This is a genomic window from Streptomyces sp. NPDC048255 (assembly GCF_040652415.1).
Lineage (GTDB): Bacteria > Actinomycetota > Actinomycetes > Streptomycetales > Streptomycetaceae > Streptomyces.
In genome coordinates this window covers 64,344-85,937 of sequence record NZ_JBEZMA010000014.1, presented here as the reverse complement: position 1 = coordinate 85,937, position 21,594 = coordinate 64,344, and the positions used below count along the sequence as shown (strand labels likewise).

Here is a 21,594-nt window from a genome sequence, read left to right as displayed (position 1 = left end):
CATGGCCGGGTAATTCGGAGGCGCCCGCGACGGCCCCGCCCGTAGCGTCGGCCCCATGACCGTTCTCATCCGCGACCTGCGCCCCGACGACCCGTCGGACGCGGAGGCCGTCGTACGGGTGTGCCGCGCCGCCCTCCCGTTCATGATCACCACCGCCGAGGGCGTGGCCTACGCGCTGGCCTCCGCCCACCCGGCCAAGGCACACCGGATCCTGGTCGCCGAGACCGCCGGCGGGCTCGTCATCGCCACCGCCCAGGCCGGCATCGCCCACGACAGCCCCGAGCCCGGCCAGTCGTACGTCAATCCGTACGTGGACCCCGCGCACCGCGGCCTCGGCGCGGGCACCGCGCTGCTGCGCGCGGCCGAGGAGCACCTCGCCGCGCGGGGCGCGGTGGACGCGTACGCCTGGGTCCTCGACGAGCCCGCCCACCGGGCCTTCGCCGAGCGGCGCGGCTACCGTCCCAGCCGGTCCGCGCACTTCCTGCGCCTGGACCTGGCGGCCGCCCCGCTGCCGCCGGTCCCGGACCTCCCGGCCGGGGTCGAGCTGCGGACGGGCGCCGACTTCGCCGCCGATCCGCGGCCGTTGTTCGCGGCCGACGCGGAGGCGACCGCCGACGAACCGGGCGACGTGCAGGCCGGGTTCGACGACTACGAGGACTGGCTCGCGCACACCTGGAACCACCCGTCCTTCGACAAGGAGCTGACCACCGTGGTCCTCGTCGACGGCGCGGTGGCCGCCTTCACCGCCGCCCACACGGACGGCGTGAACCGCTACGGCTCGGCGATGACGGGCACCCTGCGCGCCTTCCGCGGCCGCGGCCTGGCCAAGCTCGCCAAGACCGTCTCCCTGCACCGGGCCCGCGCGGCCGGGTACACGGAGGCCTTCACCGGCAACGACGCCGGGAACGAGCCGATGCTGGCCGTCAACAACTGGTTCGGATACGAGATCTGCGCGACCGAGACGCGCTACGTGAAGAGACTGGAGACAGTGTGAACGACCCCCGGCTGACCGTCGTCCTGACCAAGGCGGGACGCACCAAGATCCGCTACCCGGCGGCGCAGCTGGCCGACGACGGCGACCGGATCTCCGTACGCGCCCCCTGGGCGGCCGAGGGCGTACGGGACTTCGGCTTCGTCCGCTTCGAGCCGGGCGACGTGTTCGTCGAGCACTTCTGGCGGACGCGCTGGTACGCGGTCAAGGAGGTGTGGACCGGCGACGGCGTCCTGAAGGGCTGGTACTGCGACGTGACCCGCCCGGCCCTGCTGCGGGCCGGGGAACTCCTGGTGGAGGACCTGGACCTCGACCTGTGGGTGTCGGCGGACGGGAGCTCCGTACTGCGGCTGGACGAGGACGAGTTCGCCGCGAGCGGGCTCGCCACCAGCGACCCGGAGGCCGCCGGCCAGGCCGTACGGGCCCTCGACGCCCTGGAGGAGCAGGCCCGGACCCCTGCGGGCCTCCCCGCACTCCTCGCCTGAGGCGTGGCTGACGGCGGTTTCTGTAGGCCCCGCTTAGCGCTTCCTTAAGCGGATCCTAAGGATCACCTCCTGGGGACCGATCGCGGGGAAACCCGTGGTCCGGGGGGCTAGCTTGGCGGGGCCAGGACAGGAAGGGCCCTGTGTGGCGCCGCCGGGGGGCGGCGCCGCAGAGCCCGATTCCGGTTCCGCTGGCGCGCCCCTGCCTTGTGCCCTAAGGAGATCCACCATGTCCGCACGCCGCCGTACCGTGACGCTGACCCGTATCGCCGCCGCCGGCCTCGCGCCGCTCGCGGTGGCCGCGTACGCCGCCGGGCCCGCGGCCGCCCACGGTTCGATGACGGACCCGGTCAGCAGGGTGGCGGCGTGCTACGCGGAGGGCCCGGAGTCCCCGCAGTCGGCGGCCTGCAAGGCGGCGGTCAAGGAGAGCGGGGCGCAGGCGTTCTACGACTGGAACGCGGTGAACATCGCCAACGCGGCCGGCAACCACCGGGCGCTCATCCCCAACGGCCAGCTCTGCTCGGCGGGCAACGACAAGTACCGGGGCCTCGACCTGGCCCGCGGCGACTGGCCGGCCAGCCCGATGACGGCGGGCGCGCACACCTTCCGCTACAAGGGGACTGCGCCCCACAAGGGTTCCTTCGAGCTGTACGTGACGAAGGACGGCTACGACCCGTCGAAGCCGCTGAAGTGGTCCGACCTGGAGCCCGCCCCGTTCGCGAAGGCCACCGACCCGGGCATGCAGGGCGGTGACTACGTCTTCTCCGGCACGGTCCCGAACAAGTCCGGCCGCCACCTGATCTACAGCATCTGGCAGCGTTCGGACAGCCCGGAGGCCTTCTACACCTGCTCGGACGTGGTCTTCGGCAAGGACAACGGCAGCGGAGGCGGAGGCGGGAACGTCGGCGGGACGGGTACCGAGCCGACCGCCGACCCCACGGCCACGTCCGGCTCGAAGCCGGATTCCAAGCCCTCCGGGAAGCCGTCCGGGAAGCCCAGCGCCCCGCCGGCCAAGGTCCCGACGGACCAGCAGATCGCCGACGGCGCGGACAAGTCCAGCGTGGAGCACAACGGCCACGGCGACAACGACCCGAAGACGAACGGCGCCTCCGGCGAGCCGGTCCCGGTATCGGACGGGCCGTCGGCCTCGTCGGACAACCTCGCGCAGACGGGCGGCAGCAGCGCCACCCCGGCGATCGCGATCGCCGGGGCCGGCGCCCTGGCCGCCGGCGCGGCCGTGCTGTTCGCCATCGCCCGCCGCCGTGCGACGACGGGCCGCCACGGCCTCTAGCAGACGGGTGGTACCTGCTGCGGACCGCCTGTGCGTCAGTCGAAGACCGATGCGCAGGTGGTCCGTTCGGCGTGTGCCGGGTCGAGGGCGTTGAGCGCCTCGTGCCAGGCGATCCGGTCGGTGAGCCCGATGGTGACGTGCTCGGAGAAGTCCAGGACGCACAGGTCCTGGAGCACGACGTTGCGTACGTCCGGTCCGCTCAGGAACTGACTCTGGTAGGGCGTGACCACCTGGTCGTACTTGGTCGCGATCACCGTGTACTTCACGCCGGGCACGGTGTCCCCGCCCGCGTTCAGCTTGTTCTGGAAGGGGGATCCGGCGATCTGGTCGGCGAGGCCCGGGGTCGCGGTGCTGATCAGGTCCTCGGCTCCGGGGAAGTACGGGAGCAGCTTGGTGAATCCGAGCAGGTCGGTGCCGTGGTTGTCGGGGGCGAGCCCGATGAGGGCGTTGACCTTGGGGGCGCCGCCGAGGAACTTCAGGTAGTAGCGGGGCATCATGCCGCCCTGCGAGTGCCCGATGATGTCGGTCTTGGCGGAGCCGGTGGCGGCGAGCACCTTGTCCACGAAGACGTCGAGCTGGCCGGCGGACTTGTCGATGGGGCCGAGCCCGTGGAAGAAGGGCACGCCGGGCAGTTGACCGTAGTCGAGCGAGTAGACGCAGTACCCGCGGTGGACGAGGTACGGGGCGAGGCCGAGCCAGTTGTCCACGGAGTTCCCGAAGGTGCCGTGCACGAGGACGACGGGGCGCGGGTGCGCGGCGGACGGTTTGCAGGACCAGTTGTTCCAGCCACTGCTGGGTGCGGACGCGGCCTGCGCGGTGCCGGTGGGGGCGACGAGCGCGGCGGCGGCGAGGACGAGGACGGCCAGCTGGCGGAGCAGGCGTCTCCAGGACAGCATCGTGTGATCTCCTTGCGGTTGCGACTCAAGGGGATGGAGCGTGGGGGTTTCATCCCGTGATCCGGATCACAAGGGGTGCTGCTGACCGCTAAATTACGGGCGAGTAGCAAATCTGGGAAGTTACGCGTCGGTAAAAAACTCGCGTGTCGGTGGAACGGCTGCTACGGCGACCTACGCGGCGAGGGTGCCGCGGGCGATGGCCTGGGGGCCGAAGCGGGCGCGGACGCGGTCCGTGACGGCCTCCAGGCGGCGGGCCTTCTCGTCCTCCGGGTCGAAGCTGAGCTGCCGCGCGGCCCGTTCGGCCGCGGTCAGGTCCTCGGCCCGCAGGGACAGCGCGCGGACCCGGGCCCGCTGGAGGCCGAGCCCCGCGTACAGGGCGTAGGCCGTGGCGGTCAAGGCGGCGGTGTGCGCGGTGGGTTCGGGCAGGGTGCGGGTCCGGGTGAGCGTGGTGCGGTCGGCGCAGCGGACGGTGAGCGAGAGGGCGCGGCACACCTGCCCCTCCCCTTCGCCTTGTCCTTGGGTACGGAGCCGCGCGCCGAGCTCCTCCGTCAGCGAGAGCAGGGCACGCCGGTGCTGTACGGGATCCAGCTCGTCCCGGTCGAAGGGCCGTTCGGCGGCGATGGACCGGGCGGCCGCGCCCGGCTGGACGGGGGTCCGGTCGACGCCCAGGGCACGCTCGTGCACCTCGCGGCCGAGCCGGGCGCCGAGGATCCGGCGCAGGGCTGCGGGCGGGGCGGCGGCGACCTTGCCGACGGAATCGAGGCCGTACGAGCACAGGGTGCGGGCGGCCTTGGGCCCGACACCGTCGAGGGCGCCGACGGGCTTGCCGGACAGGAACTCCCGTACGGCGGCGGGCTCGTCGGGGACCACCAGGGTCCCGCCGGGCCGGGCCTCGCGGGCGGCCGCCCGGGCCAGCATGGGGTTGCCCGCGACTCCGACGGTGCAGTCGACGCCGTACAGGGCGAGGGCCCGGACCCGGAGCACCGAGGCCAGCTGGACGGCATCGCACCCGAAGTACCGCAGCGCGCCGCGGACATCGGCGAGGGCGGCCTCGGGCGGCAGGGCCTGCACGCCCGGCGTGAGCCCGCCGAGCAGCGCGAGCACCCCGGCGTACTGCTCCGCCCCGAGCGGCCCCCCGTCCGCGACATGCAGCCGCAAACAGGCCACAACCCGCCCGCCCCCGCCGAAACCAGGCCGGGCAGAGCCCAACTCCGCAGCAGCAGGCCCCGCGGACACCGGCCCAGCAGACGCCGGCTCCGCGAACGCCGGCCCAGCGGCAGCCGGCCCAGCAGACGCCGGCTCCGCGAACGCCGGCCCCGCGGACACCGGCCCAGCAGACGCCGGCTCCGCGAACGCCGGCCCAGCGGCAGCCGGTCCTGCGGAAGCCGACCCCGCAGACGCCGGCTCAGCGGCAGCCGGTCCTGCGGAAGTCGGCCCCGCACATGCCAGTCCCGCAGAAGCCGGCCCTGCGGAAACCGGTCCCGAGGCCGGTCCCGCCGTGGCGGGGACCGCGCCGGGCGCCGGGCACGCGGCCGGATCCGTCCCGGGGGCCTGGCCCCCGGCAGCGGGACCGCCAGGGCGCGGGGCCGTGCCCGCGGCAGCGGGACCGCCAGGGCGCGGGGCCGTGCCCGCGGCAGCGGAGGCGGCGGAGGCGGCGAAGGTGGCTTTCCGGGCGGTGGTCATCCCGCGCTCCCCGGGCTGGAGTGCCACAGCTTGCGCCCGGTCGCGGGGCCCTCGCCCGGGGGCTGGAGGTCGGCCCAGGGGTTCAGCTCGTAGCCCGTGGAGAGGCGGATCCGGCGTCCGGGCCCCTTCCCGCCCGCGCCCTCGCCCTCGTCCGCACCCGCACCCCCGCCCGCGCCGTCAGCCGCCGCCCCGCCGCCGGAGGCCAGGCGGGCCGCGACCGCGTCCAGGCCGCCCGACGCCCGCAGTTCCAGCAGCTCCGCCAGGTTCCAGGCCGCCGCCCCGACCACGCTCAGGCTCTGCGGGCCCCGCCGCTGCACCACACCCCGTACCAGCAGCAGGAAGGAGTGGAAGACGGTGTGCGCGCAGGCCTCGTGGCTGTCGTCGAAAAAGGCCAGGTCGACCAGGCCCGTCCCGTCGTCCAGCGTGGTGAAGATGACCCGCTTCCCGGAGCGGATCGGCGGGGTCTGGGTGGCCGCCTTGGCCCCCGCGACCAGCACCGTCCGCCCGTGCTCGGCCTCCCGCAGCCGCCGCGCCGGAATCACCCCCAGCTCGGCCAGGAAGGCGTGGTGGTCCTCCATCAGGTGCCGTGAGGTGTCCATCCCGAGGACGCCCAGTTCGGCGCTGAGCCGTTCCGTGTCGGTCAGGTCGGGCAGCCCGACGGCGGCCGTGGACCGGCCTCCGTCCAGCGGGAGTTGGGCGGCACCGCGCACTCCGGCGGCCCGCTGAGCACCGTGCAGTTCCGTCAAGTGCAGCAGCAGGTCACGGCGGTTGGCACCGAAGGAGTCCAACGCCCCGACCTGCGCCAGCCGTTCGGCGACCGGGCGCCCCGGATGCGCACGGTCCCAGAAGTCGCGCAGGGATGCGTACGGCCGTCCGGCCTCGATCCGCCCCGCCTCGGCCTCGCTGATGCCGTGGACGTCGGACAGCCCCAGGCGCAGCCCCCACACCCGAGGTGCATCGGACACCAGTTCGATACGGTGGGCGGCCGCCGACCGGTTCACGTCCAGCGGCAGCACCGGCACGCCCCGCCGCCGCGCGTCCGCCAGCAGCAGGCGCTTCGGGTACATGCCCGGGTCGTGCGTGAGCAGCCCGGCGTAGAAGGCCGCCGGGTGGTGCGTCTTCAGCCACGCCGACTGGTACGTCGGCACCGCGAAGGCCACCGCGTGCGCCTTGCAGAACCCGTACGAGCCGAAGGCCTCCACGATCTCCCAGGTCCGGCCGATCACCTCCAGCGGGTAGCCGCGTTCGCCCGCCTTCGCCGCGAACCAGACCTTGATCCGCCCCTGCGACTGCGGGTCGGACAGTCCGCGCCGCACCCGGTCGGCCTCGTCCCGCCCGCAGCCGGTCATGACGTTCACGATCTCGATGATCTGCTCGTGGAAGACCACCACCCCGTACGTCTCGCGCAGCGCGTCGGCCAGGTCCGGGTGCGGGAAGCGCACCGGCGCCCGCCCGTGCCGGGCCTCGATGAAGGGCCGCACCATGTCGGCGGCCACCGGTCCCGGCCGGAACAGCGAGATGTCGACCACCAGGTCGTCGAAGGTGGACGGCTGGAGCCGCCCCACCAGGTCGCGCTGGCCCGGCGATTCGATCTGGAAGCAGCCCAGCGTCTCGGCCGAGCGGATCAGCTCGTACGTGGCCCTGTCCCCCGGCGGGACCTGCGCCGGGTCGTCCAGGTCGAGCTCCTCCCCCGTACCGCGCCGGATCTCCCCGACGGCGTGCGCCATCGCGGACTGCATGCGCACGCCCAGCACGTCGAGCTTGAGCAGCCCGAGCTCCTCCACGTCGTCCTTGTCGAACTGGGACATGGGGAAGCCCTCGCCGCTGGTGGGCACCACGGGCGTACGGGCGAGCAGCGAGGCGTCGGAGAGCAGCACCCCGCACGGGTGCATGGCGATCCCGCGCGGCAGCGCGTCGAGCGATTCGACGAGCTCCCACAGCCGCCCGTACGACTCCCCGCGCACGTCGCGCAGTTCGGGGAGTTCCTCCAGCGCGGCGCGGGCGTCGCGGGCCCGGATGTGCGGGAAGGCCTTGGCGAGCCGGTCGGTGACGGCCGGGTCCATGGACAGGGCGGCGCCGACGTCGCGGATGGCGTGGCGGACCCGGTAGGTCTCGGGCATGGACACGGTGGCGACGCGCTCGGTGCCGAACCGGTCGATGATCCGCCGGTAGACCTCCAGCCGCCGGGCGGACTCCACGTCGATGTCGATGTCGGGCAGGACCCGCCGGCGCTTGGACAGGAAGCGCTCCATCAGCAGGCCGTGGGCGACGGGGTCGGCGTGCGCGATCCCGAGCAGATGGTTGACGAGGGAGCCGGCGCCGGAGCCGCGGGCGGCCACCCGGATCCCCATCTCCCGTACGTCGTCCACCACTTGAGCCACCGTCAGGAAGTACGAGGCGTAGCCGTGGAAGGCGATGATGTCGAGCTCGTGGTGCATCCGCTCCCAGTACGCGCGGTCGTCCGCGTAACCGCGCAGCACCATGCCCGCCGAGGCGCGGGAGGTGAGGACCCGCTGGGCGCTGCGGTGGGCGGCGCCGACGAGCCGGGCCTCGGGGAAGTGCACGGAGCCCATGCCGAGGTCGTCCTCGGGGTCCACCGCGCAGGCCTCGGCCGTACGCCGGGTCTCCGCGAGGAGCCGGCGGGCGTCGGCGGGGCGCAGGCCGGCCGCCTGGGCGATCCGGTCGGCGGCCTCGGCCATGGCGCCCGGGTCCTTGAGCCAGCGTTCGCCGCTGTCGAGGGGGCTCCGGGGGTCGATGGGGACCAGCCGGCGGGCCGCGTCGAGGATGTCGGCGACCGGGCCCTGGCCGGGGTCGGCGTAGCGGACGGCGTTGGTCAGCACGGCCGGGACGCCCTGTTCGGCGGCGAAGCCGACGGTACGGGCGGCCAGCCGGAGCGAGCCGGGGCCGGTGCCGGTGCGGCCGTGGTGGACGGCTTCCAGGCGCAGGGAGTCGCCGTAGACCTCCCGCCAGGGCGCGAGCAGCCGGGCGGCCCGGTCGGGGCGGCCCGCGGCGAGCGCCCGGCCGGGCTCGGAGTCGGGCCCGAGCAGGACGAAGACGCCTTCTCCGCGCAGGTCGCCCCAGGACAGCACGGGCTGCCCGGCACCGGTCCCCGCCCCGGCGTGGGCGGCGGTGACCATCCGGCACAGCTCTGCCCACCCGACGGCCCCGTCGCGGGCCAGGAAGACGGCGCGCGGGGCGGACTCGTCGATGAAGGCCCCGCCCTTGACGGGACTGCGCCGCCGGTACGAGACCTCGACGGAACCGGAACCCCCGGAGGACCTGGTGGAGGAGCCGGAGCCGAAAGAACCAGAAGAGCCGAAAGAACCAGAAGAGCCGGAGGAGCCGGAGGAGCCGGAGGAGCCGGACCTGGAGCCCGCGGAACCGGAAGGGCCGGAGGCACCCGAACCCGCCGAACCTGCCGAGCCCGCCGCGGGCGACACGGCCAGGTCCACCCCGAACAGCGGCCTGATCCCGGCCTTCGCGCACGCCTTCGCGAACCGCACCGCGCCCGCGAGGGTGTCGCGGTCGGTCAGGGCGAGGGCGTCCATGCCCCGCTCCTCGGCGCGCTCCGCCAGCCGTTCCGGGTGCGAGCCCCCGTAGCGCATGGAGAACCCCGAAACGGTGTGCAGATGCGTAAAACCAGGCACCCGCGGCCTCCTGCTTCGCTCGATGAACCTCCCCCCGTCATCCACCATAGAGCAATTCGAATATCCGTGCGAAACACTAGTTCGAACGCTCTCGGGACCCCACCCACCACCGGTCATCCGTTCGGCCCACCCCTGCTGCGGCCCCCCGCCCCCACGCCGAGCGTGGGGGCATGACCCAGCCCACCCACAGCAACGACGCAGGTCCGTCCGGCGGCTTCCTCGCCGAGATCAAGGACGCCGTGACCACCCGGGCCGCGCTGCTGGTCCTGGGGGTGCTGGCGCTCCAGCTCGCCTTCATCACCTCGTACATCGGCGCCTTCCACCACCCCAGGCCCAGCGAGATCCCGATCGCGGTGGCCGCCCCCGCGGCCCGGGTCGCCGAGGAGTCCGCACAGCAGCTCGGCGCCCTGCCGGGCAAGCCGCTCGACCCGCGCGCGGTCGCGGACGAGGCCACGGCCCGCGCCCAGGTCAGGAACCGGGACGTGGACGGCGCCCTGATCGTCGACCCGGCCGGCCGGGCCGACCGGCTGCTGGTCGCGAGCGGCGCCGGGGCCTCGCTCTCCCAGGCCGTCGAAGAGGTCGTCGGCACGGTGTGGCAGGGCCGGGGGCGCCCCCTCGTGGTCACCGACGTGGCCCCGGTCGCCAAGGGCGACGCGCGCGGCCTGAGCTCCTTCTACCTGGTCGTCGGCTGGTGCGTGGGCGGCTACCTGTGCGCCGCGATCCTCGCGATCAGCGCCGGCGCCCGGCCCGCGAACGCCGCCCGCGCGGTCGTCCGGCTCGGCGCGCTGCTCGTGTACGCCGTCACCGCCGGGCTGTTCGGCGCGGTCATCGCGGGCCCGGTCCTGGGCGCCCTGCCCGGCTCGCTCATGGCCCTGTGGGGGCTCGGCGCCCTGGTGGTCTTCGCGGTCGGCGCGATCACCCTGGCCTTCCAGGGGCTGGCGGGCGTGGTCGGCATCGGCCTCGCGATCCTGCTGGTGGTGGTGTTCGGCAACCCGAGCGCGGGCGGGGCGTACCCGTACCCGCTGCTGCCGCCGTTCTGGAGCACCATCGGCCCGGCCCTGCCGCCGGGCGCGGGGACGTACGCCGCGCGCTCCATCGCGTACTTCAAGGGCAACGGCGCGGGCGGGCCCATGGGGGTGCTGGCCGTCTGGGCGGTACTGGGTTCCGCGGTCACGCTGCTCTGCGCGGTGTCCCGCAGGGGCCGGGCCGGGGCCGCCGTGGGCAGCGGGCTGCCCGATGACGCGCCCTCCGTCCCGCGGCTCGCCGCCACCGGGGACGCCGAGGGCACGGACGCCCGGTGACGGTCAGCGGTTTCACCGGATCGGTGATCCGGAACCCGACCGACGCTCCGAAATCGGATCGATGCTCCGGACCCGACCGACGCTCCGAAATCGGATCGATGCTCTGGAATCTGATCGGCGCTCCGGAACCGGATCACCGGAAACACCCCGTGGCATGATCGTCACGTGATCACCACGCTCGCCGTCGAGAACTACCGCTCCCTGCGCAGGCTGGTCGTCCCGCTGGGCAGGCTCACCGTGGTGACCGGAGCCAACGGCACGGGGAAGTCCAGCCTCTACCGCTCGCTGCGCCTGCTCGCCGACTCCGCCCGCGGCGGGGCGGTCGCCGCGCTGGCCCGGGAGGGCGGGCTGCCGTCCACCCTGTGGGCGGGCCCGGAGAAGCTCGGCCGGGACGTGCGCGAGGGGCGTCGGCCGCTCCAGGGGACGGTCCGCACCGAGCCGGTCAGCCTGCGGCTGGGCTTCGCGGGCGACGAGTTCGGCTACGCGGTGGACTTCGGCCACCCGGTACCGGCCGCGGACTCCCTCTTCGCCCTCGACCCCGAGATCAAGCGCGAGTGCACCTGGGCCGGGCCGGTGCTGCGCCCGGCCGCGCTGCTGTCCGACCGCGCGGGGCCCGCCGTACGCACCCGCACGGCCGACGGCGGCTGGCACCGTACCCAGAACGCCCTGCGCCCGTACGACTCCATGCTCAGCGAGCTCGCCGACCCGCAGCTGGCCCCGGACCTCCTCGCCCTGCGCGAGCTGATCCGGTCCTGGCGGTTCTACGACCACGTCCGCACCGACGCCGGGGCGCCCGCCCGGACCCCGCGGATCGGCACCCGTACGCCGGTGCTCAGCGCCGACGGGGCCGACCTGCCGGCCGCGCTCCAGACGATCCGGGAGATCGGCGACCACGCCGCGCTGGACGCCGCCGTCGACGCGGCCTTCCCCGGCACCCGGGTCTCCGTCACCGACCGGGACGGCCGTTTCGAGCTGGAGCTCCACCAGCACGGCCTGCTGCGCCCGCTGAGTGCGGCCGAGCTCTCCGACGGCACCTTGCGCTACCTGCTCTGGGCAGCGGCCCTGCTGACACCGCGCCCGCCCGCCCTGATGGTCCTCAACGAGCCGGAGACCAGCCTCCACCCGGACCTGCTGGCCCCGCTCGCCGACCTGATCCTCACGGTGAGCCGGGACACCCAGACCGTGGTGGTCACCCACGCGGCCCCCTTGGCCGAGGCCCTGGCCAAGGGCACCCGCCGCCACCGGGTGGACCTCCAGACGGTGGAACTGGTCAAGGAGTTCGGCCGCACCGAGGTCGCGGGCCGCGAGGGCCCCCTGGACGAACCCCTCTGGTACTGGCCCCAGCGCTGAGCGGAGCCGGGTCCGGGGCTCAGGCGCGGCCGGCCGGGTCCGGGACGCCCAGGAGACGTGCCGCCCGGCCGGCTTCGGCGTCGTAGACCTGGAAGTCGATACGCCGGCCGTCCGGGGCCTCGTATTCCAGCACCCGCATGCCCGGGCGCCAGCTGTCCCGGACGGCCGCCCGGCCCCCCACGGGCAGCACCAGCGCCTTGCGCAGCGGTGCCTTGAAGACCGCACCCGTGCCGTCCGCGCCGGGGGCGAGCTTCCCGTACCCGAAGGACCGCCGGCGCGCCCCCTGCCGCCACCGCGCCTGGCAGGGGACGGCCACGGCGGAACCGCCGGGGGCGGCCGCCGTCCGCCCGGCCGCACGGCGGGCCACCGTCCTGCGCATCAGCGTCCCGGCCGACAGTGCGACGAGCGCGAGCACCACCATCTCGATGAGCAGCTCCATCTCCCCCACCTCTCCTGCGGGCCTGTCCGCGGGGGAGCCACCCTACGAGGGCCTGCGGGCCCTCGTCAGCCGGTCCGGTGGACCACCTCGCCCGCCACCACCACCGTTTCCGCGACCGTGCCCGGGATCTGCTCCGCGGGGACGGCGAGGATGTCCCGGGACAGGATCACGAAGTCCGCGGCCTTGCCCACCGTCAGCGAACCCCGGTCTGCCTCAAGGAAGTTGGCGTGGGCCGAGCCCATCGTGTAGCCGTGCACGGCCGTCGCCACGTCCACCGTCTCGGCCGGCCGCCACGGCTCGCCCCCGCCCAGCGGGCGCCGGGTCACCGCCGTGTAGATGCCGACCATGGGGTCCATCTCCGCCACGTTCCAGTCGCTGGAGAAGGCCAGCACGGCCCCCGCCTCGTGCAGGCTCCGCATCGGCCAGGCCTTGTGCCAGCGGTCCTCGCCGACGTTCTCGGCCCAGTCCTGGCCGGGGCCGGCGATCTCCGGCGCGCAGTGCCTCGGCTGCATGCAGGCGACCACGCCCAGCTCCCGGAAGCGCGGTACGTCCGCCGGGTCCAGGCACTCCACGTGCACCACCTGGTGGCGGGCGTCGCGCGGGCCGTTCACCGCGCGGGCGTGTTCCACCGCGTCCAGGACGGTCCGGATGCCCCGGTCGCCGGTGGCGTGCACGAAGCACTGGAAGCCGCGTGCGTCGAGCCCCGCCAGCAGGTCTGCGAACTCCTCGGCCGGGTAGAAGGTCTCGCCGCGGTGGTGGCCGCATCCGGCGTACGGCTCCAGCAGCGCGGCCGTACGCGGCTCCACCACGTCGTCGATGTACAGCTTGAGCGGGCCCACCCGCAGCCGGTCCCCCGCGTACCTGCGGGCGGCGGCCGCGAAGGAGTCGAGCTCCGCCTCCGTCGTGCCCCGCGGGTGGAACAGCGCGGCGACGATCCGCGAGCGCAGCCGGCCCTCCGCGCGGGCGCGCTCGTAGAGCTCCAGGTCGTCGAGGGAGTTCTGCGGCTCGACGACCGTGGTGATGCCGAAGCCGATCGCGTCGTCGAGGCTCTTGGCGAGCCGCCCGTACTGCCGCTCCGGCGAGGCCCACGGCACGCCGAGCTCGCGCAGGGCGCGGTGGCCCGCCCGGGAGAGCCCCTTGACGGCGAAGTCCTTGACGAATCCGGTGGGCTCGCCGGTCTCCGGGTCCGTCGCGGCGGTACCGAAGGGCAGGTCGGTGCGGTCCCGGGTGACGCCGAGGCGGCGCATGGCGGCCGTGTTCAGCCAGGCCGTGTGGACGTCGTACGAGAGCACGATCGCCGGGGTGTCCCCGGTGACGGGGTCCAGGTCGGCGGCGGTCGGCATCCGGCCGCCGGGGACGGCGGAGTAGTCGAAGGCCTCGGCCTCGATCCACTCGGCGTCCGGGTGCTCGACGTGCCAGGCCCAGATCTGCTCGTGGATGCCCTCCAGGGTGCGCACCCCGGCGAGCTGCACGCAGGCGTCGTCGGAGCCGAGCCGGACGTGGTTGTGCGCGTCGATGAAGCCGGGCAGGACCAGCTTCCCGCCCGCGTCGATCCGCTCGGTGTCCGGTCCGGCCCAGGCCTCGGCCGCGGCGTCGGAGCCGACCCAGACGATCCGGCCGTCGTGCACGGCGAGGGCCTCGGCCTCGGGCAGGTCCGGGTCCACGGTGTGGACGCGGGCTCCGGTGAGCAGCAGGTCGGCGGGGAAGGGCTGTGCTGTGCCAGGCATGGGGGTGGTGCTCCTGTGCAGTGGGGTCGGGGGGAGGGATCAGGCGGCCGCGTCGTACGGGCGGGCGCGCCGCACCAGGGCCCAGTAGGTGAGCCCGGAGACCACCGAGCCGAGGAGGGTGAGGTCGGCGCCGCCGAGCGGGGCCACGAGCGGCCCGGTCCACAGGGCGGAGTCGCAGGTCAGGGCGGAGAAGACCAGGCCGGCGAGGAGGGCGGCCAGGCCGGCCGGGTGGTAGCCGGCCCGGTACCAGTAGGCGCCCGCGCTCCCGGCGTGCAGCGCGTCGGCGTCGTAGCGGCAGCGGCGCAGCAGCATGTCGGCGAGGAAGACGCCGCCCCAGGGGGCGAACACGATGATCAGCAGGGAGAGGAAGGAGAGCAGGGAGGTGGTGAAGTCGGTGAGGAAGAGGGCGGCGAGCGAGCCCGCGGCGGTGACGGCGGCGCTGATCACGATGGCGCGGGCGCGGCTCCAGGGGATGCCGAGGACCTGGAGGTTCAGGCTGGAGGAGTAGAGGGTGATGATCGAGTTGGTGACGGAGCCGCCGAGTACGAGGGCCAGGAACAGCGGCTGGAACCAGCCGGGCAGCAGGCTCTCGGCCCCGGCGACGGCGTCGGTCATGTCGGTCTGTGTGGCGGCGGCGACGCCCGCGACGCCGAGGGCCACGGAGGAGACGAACCCGCCCAGCGCCCCCGTCCAGGTGATCGACTTCAGCGAGGTGGTCCGGGGCAGGTAGCGGGTGTAGTCGGCGGGCATCGGCAGGTACGAGAACGGTCCGGCGAGCATGACGACGAAGGCGAGGCTCCAGCCGGACAGCCCGGGGGCGGCGGCCGGGGCGGAGGTGTCGGCGCCGGGCAGGACGAAGAGGAGCAGGACGCCGAAGCCGGCGGCGAGGACGTAGGCCATCCAGCGTTCGGCGAACTGGACGGTGGCGTGGCCCCACATGGCGACGGCGAAGGTCAGCGCGAGGGTGACGGTGAGCGCCAGGGCGCGTACGGCGGTGCCGCTCCCGAGGCCCACCTCGGCGAAGAAGAGCTCCAGGGCCAGGGTCCCGACCACGGTGTTGACGATGGTGTAGCCGATGCTCACCACCCAGTTCAGGACGCCGGCCGGGAGGTTCCCGCGGACGCCGAAGGCGGCCCGGGAGACGACCAGGGTGGCGGTGCCGGTGCGGATGCCGCTGAGGCCGGCCGCGCTGACGGCGAAGAAGGACAGTCCGCTGATCACGACCACGGCGGTGGCCTGCCAGAAGGAGAGCCCGAAGGCCACGGCGAGGGCTCCGTTGATCACGTAGGTGAAGGTGAGGTTGGAGCCGAACCAGAGCCAGAAGAGGTCTTTGGCGCTGCCGTGGCGCTCGGCGTCGGGGATGGGGTCGATCCCGTGGGTCTCGACCCGGAACACCTCGTCGACGTCGGCCGTCTCCTGCTGTCTCAGCTGCTGTCCCATGGCGGACCCCTGACCTCGGCTACCTCGGCTACGAACCTTGAATGACGTTCTAAGTTCTTGAATGGCATTCAAGATGCGCGCTGGACCGGGACCCCGTCAAGACCCTGTCCGGGATAAGGTCGGACCAGGAAGATCAGGAGGGTGGGACCGGTGGCGGGAACGGCGCGGCGGCGCGACGGGCAGATCGCCCAGGAGCGGATGCTCGAAGAGGCCATGGCGGCGATCGCCGAGGACGGGCTGGCCGCGCTCACGATGTCCGCGCTCGCCGAACGCCTCGGCACCAGCGGCGGCCACATCCTGTACTACTTCGGCAGCAAGGACCGGCTCCTGCTGGAGGCGCTGCGCTGGAGCGAGGCCCAACTGACCACCGAGCGCACGGAACTGATGGCCCGTCGGGTCACCGCGCAGCGCAAGCTCGCCCTCTTCGTCGAGCTGTACCTGCCGCGCGGGACCCGCGACCCCCGCTGGACCCTCTGGATCGAGCTGTGGGCCCGTACGGCCTCCAACGAGCCGCTGCGCACCGCCCAGCAGGAGATCGACGACGGCTGGCAGCGCGATCTGGAGGCCCTGCTGGCCAAGGGCGTGGACCAGGGCCGCTTCGCCGCCATGGACGTGCCCGCCCGGGCCTCGGAGCTGCTCGCCCTGCTGGACGGGCTGAGCACCCGGGTGGTGCTGGGGCAGCGCGGCGCGGACCGGTCCGTCGCCCTGGAACGGGCCCGCTCGGCGGCGGCCGCCCTGATCCCGGTCCCGCTCAGGGTCCCGCCCGCGTAGGGCACGCGTTTCGGATCCTGCCGGGCCCGCGCCGCCCGGCAGCGGGCTCGACCGGCAAGATCCGAAAGACCCGCCCTGGGACGACCGCTCAGGCCGCCGCCCGCGCGCCCTCGGCCGTGCCGTAGTACGCCTGGCGCATCAGCTGCCGCATGTCGTCGATCATCGGCATCCGCGGGTTGGCGGGGGCGCACTGGTCGGCGTAGGCGTTCACGGCCTGGGCCGGCAGGGCCTCGATGAAGGCCCGCTCGTCCACGCCCGCCTCGGCGAAGGTAGGCGGCCTTCACCATGGCGTTGCCGCCGGTGGCGAGGATCGTGGAGACGCCCGGGTGGTTCATCAGGGCGCCGGTGGCCTCCATGGAGGGGACGGTCACCCACTGCACGCAGTTCTCCGGGGCGCCGGCCGCGACGGCGGCGTCGCGCACGATGCGGGCGGCCTCCGCGGAGCAGTTCTGCGCGGAGGGGTGGAAGGCGAAGATGATCGGGTTGCGGGTCTTCAGGGCGATCAGCGCCTTGAAGAGCGTGGTCGAGGTCGGGTTGGCGACCGGGGTCATCGCGCAGATGACACCGACGGGCTCGGCCGTCTCGGTGATGCCGTTCAGCTCGTCGCGGCGGATGACGCCCGCGGTCTTCAGCCCGCGCATCGAGTTCACCACGTGCTCGCAGGCGAAGAGGTTCTTGACGGCCTTGTCCTCGAACAGGCCCCGGCCGGTCTCCTCCACGGCGAGCTTCGCGAGGTCTCCGTGGCGGCCCAGTGCGGCCAGCGAGGCCTTTTTGACGATGTGGTCGACCTGGTCCTGGTTGAACGATTCGAACCGGTCGAGCGCCGCGAGCGCCCCTTGGACCAGTCCGTCCACCATCTCGTCGGCCTGCATGGCGGGGACTCCTTCATTTGACTCAGCCTGATGACCCAATTCGACACCCAAAAACGGAATCCGCGGTGCCGAAAAGGCCCTTTCCGGGCAGGCCGAAGGGCCGTTCGCCCCTCTTCACTCCCCCTCCGTCACGCCCCTGAGCTGCACGAACACCAGAGGAACAAAGACCTCTGAGGGCTTGTGAAAACTTTCACAATAATTTCGCGCGAAGTGCGCCCTACCGCGCTCCTCCCCCAGCGCGCACAATCACCGTGACGACCTGGGCGACTGTGAGGGAGGGAACGCGTGCGCAATCAGGTGCACGCCGCGGACGGACGCGCTCTGACGGTGGAGCGCTGGGGCGATCCGGACGGCAAACCGGTTTTTCTGCTCCACGGCATGCCCGGCAGCAGACTGGGCCCGGCCCCCCGGGGCATGGTCCTCTACCAGCGCCGCATGCAGCTCATCGCCTACGACCGGCCCGGATACGGCGGCTCCGACCGCCATCCGGGCCGCAGCGTCGCCGACGTGGCCCAGGACGTGGCCGCCGTCGCCGACGCCCTCGGCCTGGAGACCTTCGCCGTGGCTGGCCGGTCCGGCGGCGCCCCCGGCGCCCTGGCCTGCGCCGCCCTGCTCCCGGACCGGGTCACCCGCACCGCGGCGATGGTGGGCCTGGCCCCCCGGGACGCGGAGGACCTGGACTGGTTCGCGGGCATGGCCGCCTCGAACGTACGGGAGTACACGGCCGCCTCCGACGACCCCGAGGGGCTGGAGGCCCGGCTGATCCCGCGCGCCGCAGGCATCCGCAAGGACCCCGGCCGGCTCCTGGACGAGCTGCGCCGGGAGCTGACCGCCAACGACCGCATGATCGTCTCGGATGCTGGCCTGCGGTCGATGCTCCTGCGCAACTACAGCGAGGGGCTGCGCCATTCGGCGTACGGCTGGATCGACGACGTGCTGGCCTTCAGCCGCCCCTGGGGGTTCGACCCGGCCGACATCCGCTGCCCGGTCCTCATCTGGCACGGCGAGCTCGACGTGTTCTCCCCCGTGGGCCACTCCCGCTGGCTGGCCAGCCGCATCCCGGGCGCCACCACCACGATCGACCCGGCCGCCGCGCACTTCGCCGCCCTGCGCGCACTGCCCGACGTACTGAACTGGCTGCTCCGCGACCTGCCCGCGCCCCCGCTCAGCGAACAACAGCCCGCTTAGAGGCGTCCCGGTGACGGGGCCGGTGACGGGGCCGCCGATGAAAAGGATCTTGCCGTCCGGCAAACGGCCGAATGTGCCACCTTGAGAAATCCCCGGGGCTTTGCCTAGAACGCTTGACCAGGCGTCATGTCTCAGTTGCCAATGGGGTGTGGCCGAGTAAAGTCCACGCTTGACAGCAGCGTGCCGTTGTTGTCATTCACATGCCCATTCCACATGGCCCCCTCAAGGACGGTGTCGTGAACACTTCCGCAGCCCCCGCGACCAGCACGGTCAAGGTCCGCCGGACCCCGCTCGCCCAGATCGACGTCCGCAGCAGCTCCGCGGCCGCCAAGCTCGGCCGCGTGCTGCCGACTGAATCCGGTCGTCCGGTTCAGGCACCTATCTTCAACTCTGCACTCTGACACAGAAGTACGCGCTCTAGACTGGTGGAATGACCGGCCTGATCGCTTTTCGCGAGATCGTCCTGAAGGTTCACAGCAGATGCGATCTTGCTTGTGATCATTGCTATGTCTATGAACACGCAGATCAGAGCTGGCGAGCCCGGCCGAAAGTGATCTCCCCCGAGGTCATCTCCCATACCGCGTCGCGGCTCGCCGAACATGCCCGTGACCATGCCCTCCCCTCCGTCACGGTGATTCTCCACGGAGGGGAACCCCTGCTGGCCGGCACCGCCCGGCTCCGGCTCGTGTGCGAGGAGTTCACCCGGGCGCTCGCCGGGACCGCCGCGCTCGACCTGCGGATCCACACCAACGGGCTCCAGCTCAGCACCCGTCACCTCGACCTCTTCGACGAGTTCGGCGTCCGGGTCGGCATCTCCCTGGACGGGGACCGCGCCGCCAACGACCGCCACCGCCGCTTCGCGGACGGCCGTACGAGCCACCCGCTGGTCCTGGCCGCCGTGGCCCTGCTGCGCTCCGCGCCCTACCGCCACCTCTACCAGGGCCTGCTGTGCACCGTGGACGTGGCCAACGACCCCGTCGCCGTCCTGGACGCGCTGGTCGAACTGGAGCCGCCCCGCGTGGACTTCCTCCTCCCCCACGCCACCTGGGAGACCCCTCCGGTCCGGCCCGACGGCGCCCCCGACGCGTACGCGCGCTGGCTGCTGCGGGTCTACGACCACTGGGAGCGCCGGGAACGCCCCGTGCCCGTACGGCTCTTCGAGTCCCTGCTCTCCACCCTGCGCGGCGGGCCCAGCCTCACCGAGTCCCTGGGCCTCGCGCCCACCGACCTCGTCGTCGTGGAGACCGACGGCACCCTGGAGCAGGTGGACTCCCTCAAGAGCGCCTTCGACGGGGCCGCTGCCACCGGGTTCAACGTCTTCGACCACGCGTTCGACCGGGTCGCGGCCCACCCGGGGGTACGGGCACGGCAGTTGGGCCTGGCCGGGGTCAGCGACCCGTGCCGTCGGTGCCCCGTCGTACGTTCGTGCGGGGGCGGGCTCTACACCCACCGCTACAAGGCCGGGAACGGCTTCGACAACCCCTCCGTGTACTGCGCCGACCTGCGCGAGCTGGTGGACGGGGTCGAGGGCCGGACGGGGCTCAGGGAGACCGCCCCGGAACTCTCCGACCCGGCCGAACTCGCCCGCAGCCAGGAGGAGCTGACCCGGGTGCTGCTGGCCCGGCTCCACGAGGACCTCGCCGGGGAGCCCGCCTGGGCCCGGGCCTGGGAGCTGCTGGGGGAGGTGGAGCGGGCCGGGGAGGCCGGCGAGGCCGCGCTGGACGCCGTACTGGGCCATCCCTTCACCCGGACCTGGGTACTGGCCGCCCTGGACGCCGTACGGGAGGGGCGCGGGCCCCGGGGCGCGGACGGCCAGGAAGCGGCGCGCAGGCTGACCGCACTGGCCGCCGCGGCCGTGCTGCGGGGCCGGCTGGAGCTGCCCGCGGAGGTGGCCTACCGGGACGGCGAGGTGTACCTGCCGACGCTGGGGCTGCTGCGGCTCGGGGAGCCCGGTACGGACGGCCGGGCCGCGCTGCACGTCACCGGCGAGGGGTACGCCGTACGGGACGGGCGTACGGAGCACCGCTTCGGGCCCGCGGCGGGGGACGCCCGCTGGCAGCCCGTACGGAGCTGGTCGCCCGGGCCGGACGCGGCCCCGGTGGCGCTGGAGGACCTCGACCCGCACCGCAACTGCTTCGCCCGCCCGCCCCGGCTGCGGCTCGGCGCCGGCGAGGCCGGGGAGTGGCGGGCCAGGCTGGACGGGGCCTGGGCGCTGCTGCACGAGGCGGTGCCGGAGTTCGCCCGGGCCGCGGCCGCCGGGCTGACCACGCTGACCCCGCTCGCGGGCGGACCCCGGGCCGGCGGCTGGGGCGAGGCGGGACGGCACGGGCCGGGGGCGCTCGGCGTGCCGTACGCGGCGGGGGCGGCCGAGACGGCACTGGCCCTGCTGACCGGGGGGCGGCGGGCCCGGCTGCGGGCACTGACCGAAGTGGCCGACCTGTACGCCCTCGACGGGCAGTGGCAGCACCCGTCGCCGTGGCGGCAGCACCCCGTACCGCTGTCGCGGCTGCTGGCCGACGTGTACGAGCGGGTGGCGGTGGAGGCGTTCCGGCGGGCCACGGCGGCCCCGGGACCGGCCGGGTCGGACCTGATCCACCAGGCCCTGGACCGGCTCGCCGGGGCGGCGGAGCTGACGAGCACCGGCAAACGGCTGGTGGCGGAGCTGCGCTGGGAGCTGAAGTCGGTCGACGCGTGACGGGCCCCGCCCCCTCGGCCCTCGGGCTGGCCGTGCACCTGCGGCTGCTCGGGGTGCGCCCCGGCAGCCGCCTCATGGTGCACGCCTCCCTCGCCGGGACAGGGCTGCGGGCCGAGGTGCTGCGCGACGCGCTGACGGGGGTCCTGGGGCCGCGCGGCACTCTGGTGGTCCCGGCGTTCACCCCGGAGAACTCCCGTACCTCCAGTGCCCATCTGGCGCGGATCGCGGGGCTGACCGGGTCCGAGGTGGCGGCCTTCCGCGAGCGGATGCCCCCCTTCGACCCGGCGAGCACCCCCAGCCAGGGCATGGGCGCGCTCGCCGAGGCGGTCCGTACCGCGCCGGGGGCCGCGCGCAGTGCCCATCCGCAGACTTCTTTCGCCGCCCTCGGCAAGGACGCGGAGCGGCTCTGCTCGGGGCACCGCATGGAAAGTCATCTGGGTGAGGAGACGCCGCTGGGAAAGCTGTGCTGGGAGGGAGGACAGGTACTCATGATCAATGTGGGCTTCTCGGCCTGCACCGCTTTCCATCTCGCGGAGTATCGAATTCCGAAGCCCCCCTTGCGCATGTACGAGTGTGTGGTGAAGGTGAACCTTCCGGGGCGGCGGAACGGGTGTCAGCAGGGGGGAGAGTGGACCGCGTACGAGGACGTCGCGCTGGACGACAGTGATTTCGCGGAGATCGGCCGGTCGTTCCCGGATTCGCGGGTGCGCAGGGGGCGGGTGGGAGGGGCGGCCGCCATGCTCTTCTCGATCCCGGATGCCGTCGATCACGCCCTTGACTGGATGACCGAAAACAGACGCTGATTGACTGAACGATGAGGG

17 protein-coding genes and 1 pseudogene are annotated in these 21,594 nt (G+C 73.6%); 10 read left to right on the top strand and 8 right to left on the bottom strand.

Going from position 1 to position 21,594, the window contains the following annotated elements; genetic code table 11:
* Positions 1-55 precede the first annotated feature (55 nt).
* The 3 genes from AB0D94_RS14465 (at position 56) to AB0D94_RS14455 (ending at position 2,764) form a co-directional block, all read left to right on the top strand.
* Positions 56-994 carry a GNAT family N-acetyltransferase gene (locus AB0D94_RS14465; protein WP_362050990.1) on the top strand — a complete coding sequence of 313 codons (939 nt, stop codon included), beginning with the start codon at positions 56-58 and terminating at the stop codon, positions 992-994.
* Positions 991-1,476, top strand: a complete 486-nt coding sequence (locus AB0D94_RS14460; RefSeq protein WP_362050988.1) for a DUF402 domain-containing protein — start codon at positions 991-993, stop codon at positions 1,474-1,476. The genes AB0D94_RS14465 and AB0D94_RS14460 overlap by 4 nt, the downstream gene beginning before the upstream one ends.
* A 226-nt stretch (positions 1,477-1,702) precedes the next feature.
* Complete coding sequence (locus AB0D94_RS14455; RefSeq protein ID WP_362050986.1) at positions 1,703-2,764, top strand: lytic polysaccharide monooxygenase; 1,062 nt, start codon at positions 1,703-1,705, stop codon at positions 2,762-2,764.
* A 35-nt stretch (positions 2,765-2,799) separates the two neighbouring features.
* Here AB0D94_RS14455 and AB0D94_RS14450 read toward each other — a convergent pair whose 3' ends face one another.
* From AB0D94_RS14450 to dnaE, 3 genes are all read right to left on the bottom strand, one after another.
* Complete coding sequence (locus AB0D94_RS14450; protein ID WP_362050984.1) at positions 2,800-3,660, bottom strand: alpha/beta fold hydrolase; 861 nt, start codon at positions 3,658-3,660, stop codon at positions 2,800-2,802.
* A 171-nt stretch (positions 3,661-3,831) separates the two neighbouring features.
* The gene (locus AB0D94_RS14445) at positions 3,832-4,818 is read right to left on the bottom strand and encodes a hypothetical protein (RefSeq protein ID WP_362050982.1); all 987 of its coding nucleotides are present in this window, start codon (positions 4,816-4,818) and stop codon (positions 3,832-3,834) included.
* A 521-nt stretch (positions 4,819-5,339) separates the two neighbouring features.
* Positions 5,340-8,990, bottom strand: coding sequence for a DNA polymerase III subunit alpha (dnaE, locus tag AB0D94_RS14440; protein WP_362050980.1), 3,651 nt, complete (start codon positions 8,988-8,990; stop codon positions 5,340-5,342).
* Positions 8,991-9,160: 170 nt separating this feature from the next.
* Here dnaE and AB0D94_RS14435 point away from each other — a divergent pair, with 170 nt between their 5' ends.
* Entirely contained in the window at positions 9,161-10,291 is a 1,131-nt protein-coding gene (locus tag AB0D94_RS14435) for a DUF3533 domain-containing protein (RefSeq protein ID WP_362050977.1), read from the top strand.
* Between the two features lie 165 nt (positions 10,292-10,456).
* Positions 10,457-11,641 carry an AAA family ATPase gene (locus AB0D94_RS14430; protein WP_362050973.1) on the top strand — a complete coding sequence of 395 codons (1,185 nt, stop codon included), beginning with the start codon at positions 10,457-10,459 and terminating at the stop codon, positions 11,639-11,641.
* A gap of 19 nt (positions 11,642-11,660) precedes the next feature.
* Here the strand turns inward: AB0D94_RS14430 and AB0D94_RS14425 are convergent, their stop codons facing one another.
* The 3 genes from AB0D94_RS14425 to AB0D94_RS14415 all read right to left on the bottom strand — a co-directional run bounded on the left by AB0D94_RS14425 (position 11,661) and on the right by AB0D94_RS14415 (position 15,247).
* Complete coding sequence (locus AB0D94_RS14425; RefSeq protein WP_362050970.1) at positions 11,661-12,080, bottom strand: hypothetical protein; 420 nt, start codon at positions 12,078-12,080, stop codon at positions 11,661-11,663.
* Positions 12,081-12,145: 65 nt separating this feature from the next.
* Entirely contained in the window at positions 12,146-13,807 is a 1,662-nt protein-coding gene (locus tag AB0D94_RS14420; RefSeq protein WP_362050967.1) for an amidohydrolase, read from the bottom strand.
* Positions 13,808-13,846: 39 nt separating this feature from the next.
* A complete protein-coding gene (locus tag AB0D94_RS14415) occupies positions 13,847-15,247 on the bottom strand; it encodes a cytosine permease (protein WP_362050964.1) in 1,401 nt (466 codons plus the stop codon).
* A gap of 150 nt (positions 15,248-15,397) precedes the next feature.
* Here AB0D94_RS14415 and AB0D94_RS14410 point away from each other — a divergent pair, with 150 nt between their 5' ends.
* Positions 15,398-16,018: a TetR/AcrR family transcriptional regulator gene (locus tag AB0D94_RS14410; RefSeq protein WP_362050961.1), complete on the top strand. Its 621-nt coding sequence runs from the start codon at positions 15,398-15,400 to the stop codon at positions 16,016-16,018.
* Between the two features lie 88 nt (positions 16,019-16,106).
* Here the strand turns inward: AB0D94_RS14410 and AB0D94_RS14405 are convergent, their stop codons facing one another.
* Together AB0D94_RS14405 and AB0D94_RS14400 are read right to left on the bottom strand one after the other, a co-directional pair.
* Positions 16,107-16,271, bottom strand: coding sequence for a hypothetical protein (locus AB0D94_RS14405; RefSeq protein WP_362050957.1), 165 nt, complete (start codon positions 16,269-16,271; stop codon positions 16,107-16,109).
* A 16-nt stretch (positions 16,272-16,287) separates the two neighbouring features.
* Positions 16,288-16,875, bottom strand: a pseudogene (locus AB0D94_RS14400) (aldehyde dehydrogenase family protein); the annotation flags it as partial.
* A 300-nt stretch (positions 16,876-17,175) separates the two neighbouring features.
* Between AB0D94_RS14400 and AB0D94_RS14395 the strand changes: the two are divergent.
* The 4 genes from AB0D94_RS14395 to AB0D94_RS14380 all read left to right on the top strand — a co-directional run bounded on the left by AB0D94_RS14395 (position 17,176) and on the right by AB0D94_RS14380 (position 21,576).
* Positions 17,176-18,078 carry an alpha/beta hydrolase gene (locus AB0D94_RS14395; RefSeq protein ID WP_362050954.1) on the top strand — a complete coding sequence of 301 codons (903 nt, stop codon included), beginning with the start codon at positions 17,176-17,178 and terminating at the stop codon, positions 18,076-18,078.
* Positions 18,079-18,314: 236 nt separating this feature from the next.
* The gene (gene fxsA / locus AB0D94_RS14390) at positions 18,315-18,479 is read left to right on the top strand and encodes an FxSxx-COOH cyclophane-containing RiPP peptide (RefSeq protein WP_362050951.1); all 165 of its coding nucleotides are present in this window, start codon (positions 18,315-18,317) and stop codon (positions 18,477-18,479) included.
* Between the two features lie 29 nt (positions 18,480-18,508).
* A complete protein-coding gene (gene fxsB, locus AB0D94_RS14385; protein WP_362050948.1) occupies positions 18,509-20,773 on the top strand; it encodes a radical SAM/SPASM protein FxsB, inactivated metallohydrolase extension form in 2,265 nt (754 codons plus the stop codon).
* Complete coding sequence (locus AB0D94_RS14380) at positions 20,770-21,576, top strand: AAC(3) family N-acetyltransferase (RefSeq protein WP_362050945.1); 807 nt, start codon at positions 20,770-20,772, stop codon at positions 21,574-21,576. The genes fxsB and AB0D94_RS14380 overlap by 4 nt, the downstream gene beginning before the upstream one ends.
* Positions 21,577-21,594 lie beyond the last annotated feature (18 nt).

Coding starts and splice junctions, on each gene's coding strand:
- AB0D94_RS14415 (WP_362050964.1), bottom strand. CDS start 15,247: ATGGGACAGCAGCTGAGACAGCAGGAGACGGCCGACGTCGACGAGGTG.
- AB0D94_RS14450 (WP_362050984.1), bottom strand. CDS start 3,660: ATGCTGTCCTGGAGACGCCTGCTCCGCCAGCTGGCCGTCCTCGTCCTC.
- AB0D94_RS14465 (WP_362050990.1), top strand. CDS start 56: ATGACCGTTCTCATCCGCGACCTGCGCCCCGACGACCCGTCGGACGCG.
- AB0D94_RS14425 (WP_362050970.1), bottom strand. CDS start 12,080: ATGGAGCTGCTCATCGAGATGGTGGTGCTCGCGCTCGTCGCACTGTCG.
- AB0D94_RS14420 (WP_362050967.1), bottom strand. CDS start 13,807: ATGCCTGGCACAGCACAGCCCTTCCCCGCCGACCTGCTGCTCACCGGA.
- AB0D94_RS14435 (WP_362050977.1), top strand. CDS start 9,161: ATGACCCAGCCCACCCACAGCAACGACGCAGGTCCGTCCGGCGGCTTC.
- AB0D94_RS14455 (WP_362050986.1), top strand. CDS start 1,703: ATGTCCGCACGCCGCCGTACCGTGACGCTGACCCGTATCGCCGCCGCC.
- fxsB (WP_362050948.1), top strand. CDS start 18,509: ATGACCGGCCTGATCGCTTTTCGCGAGATCGTCCTGAAGGTTCACAGC.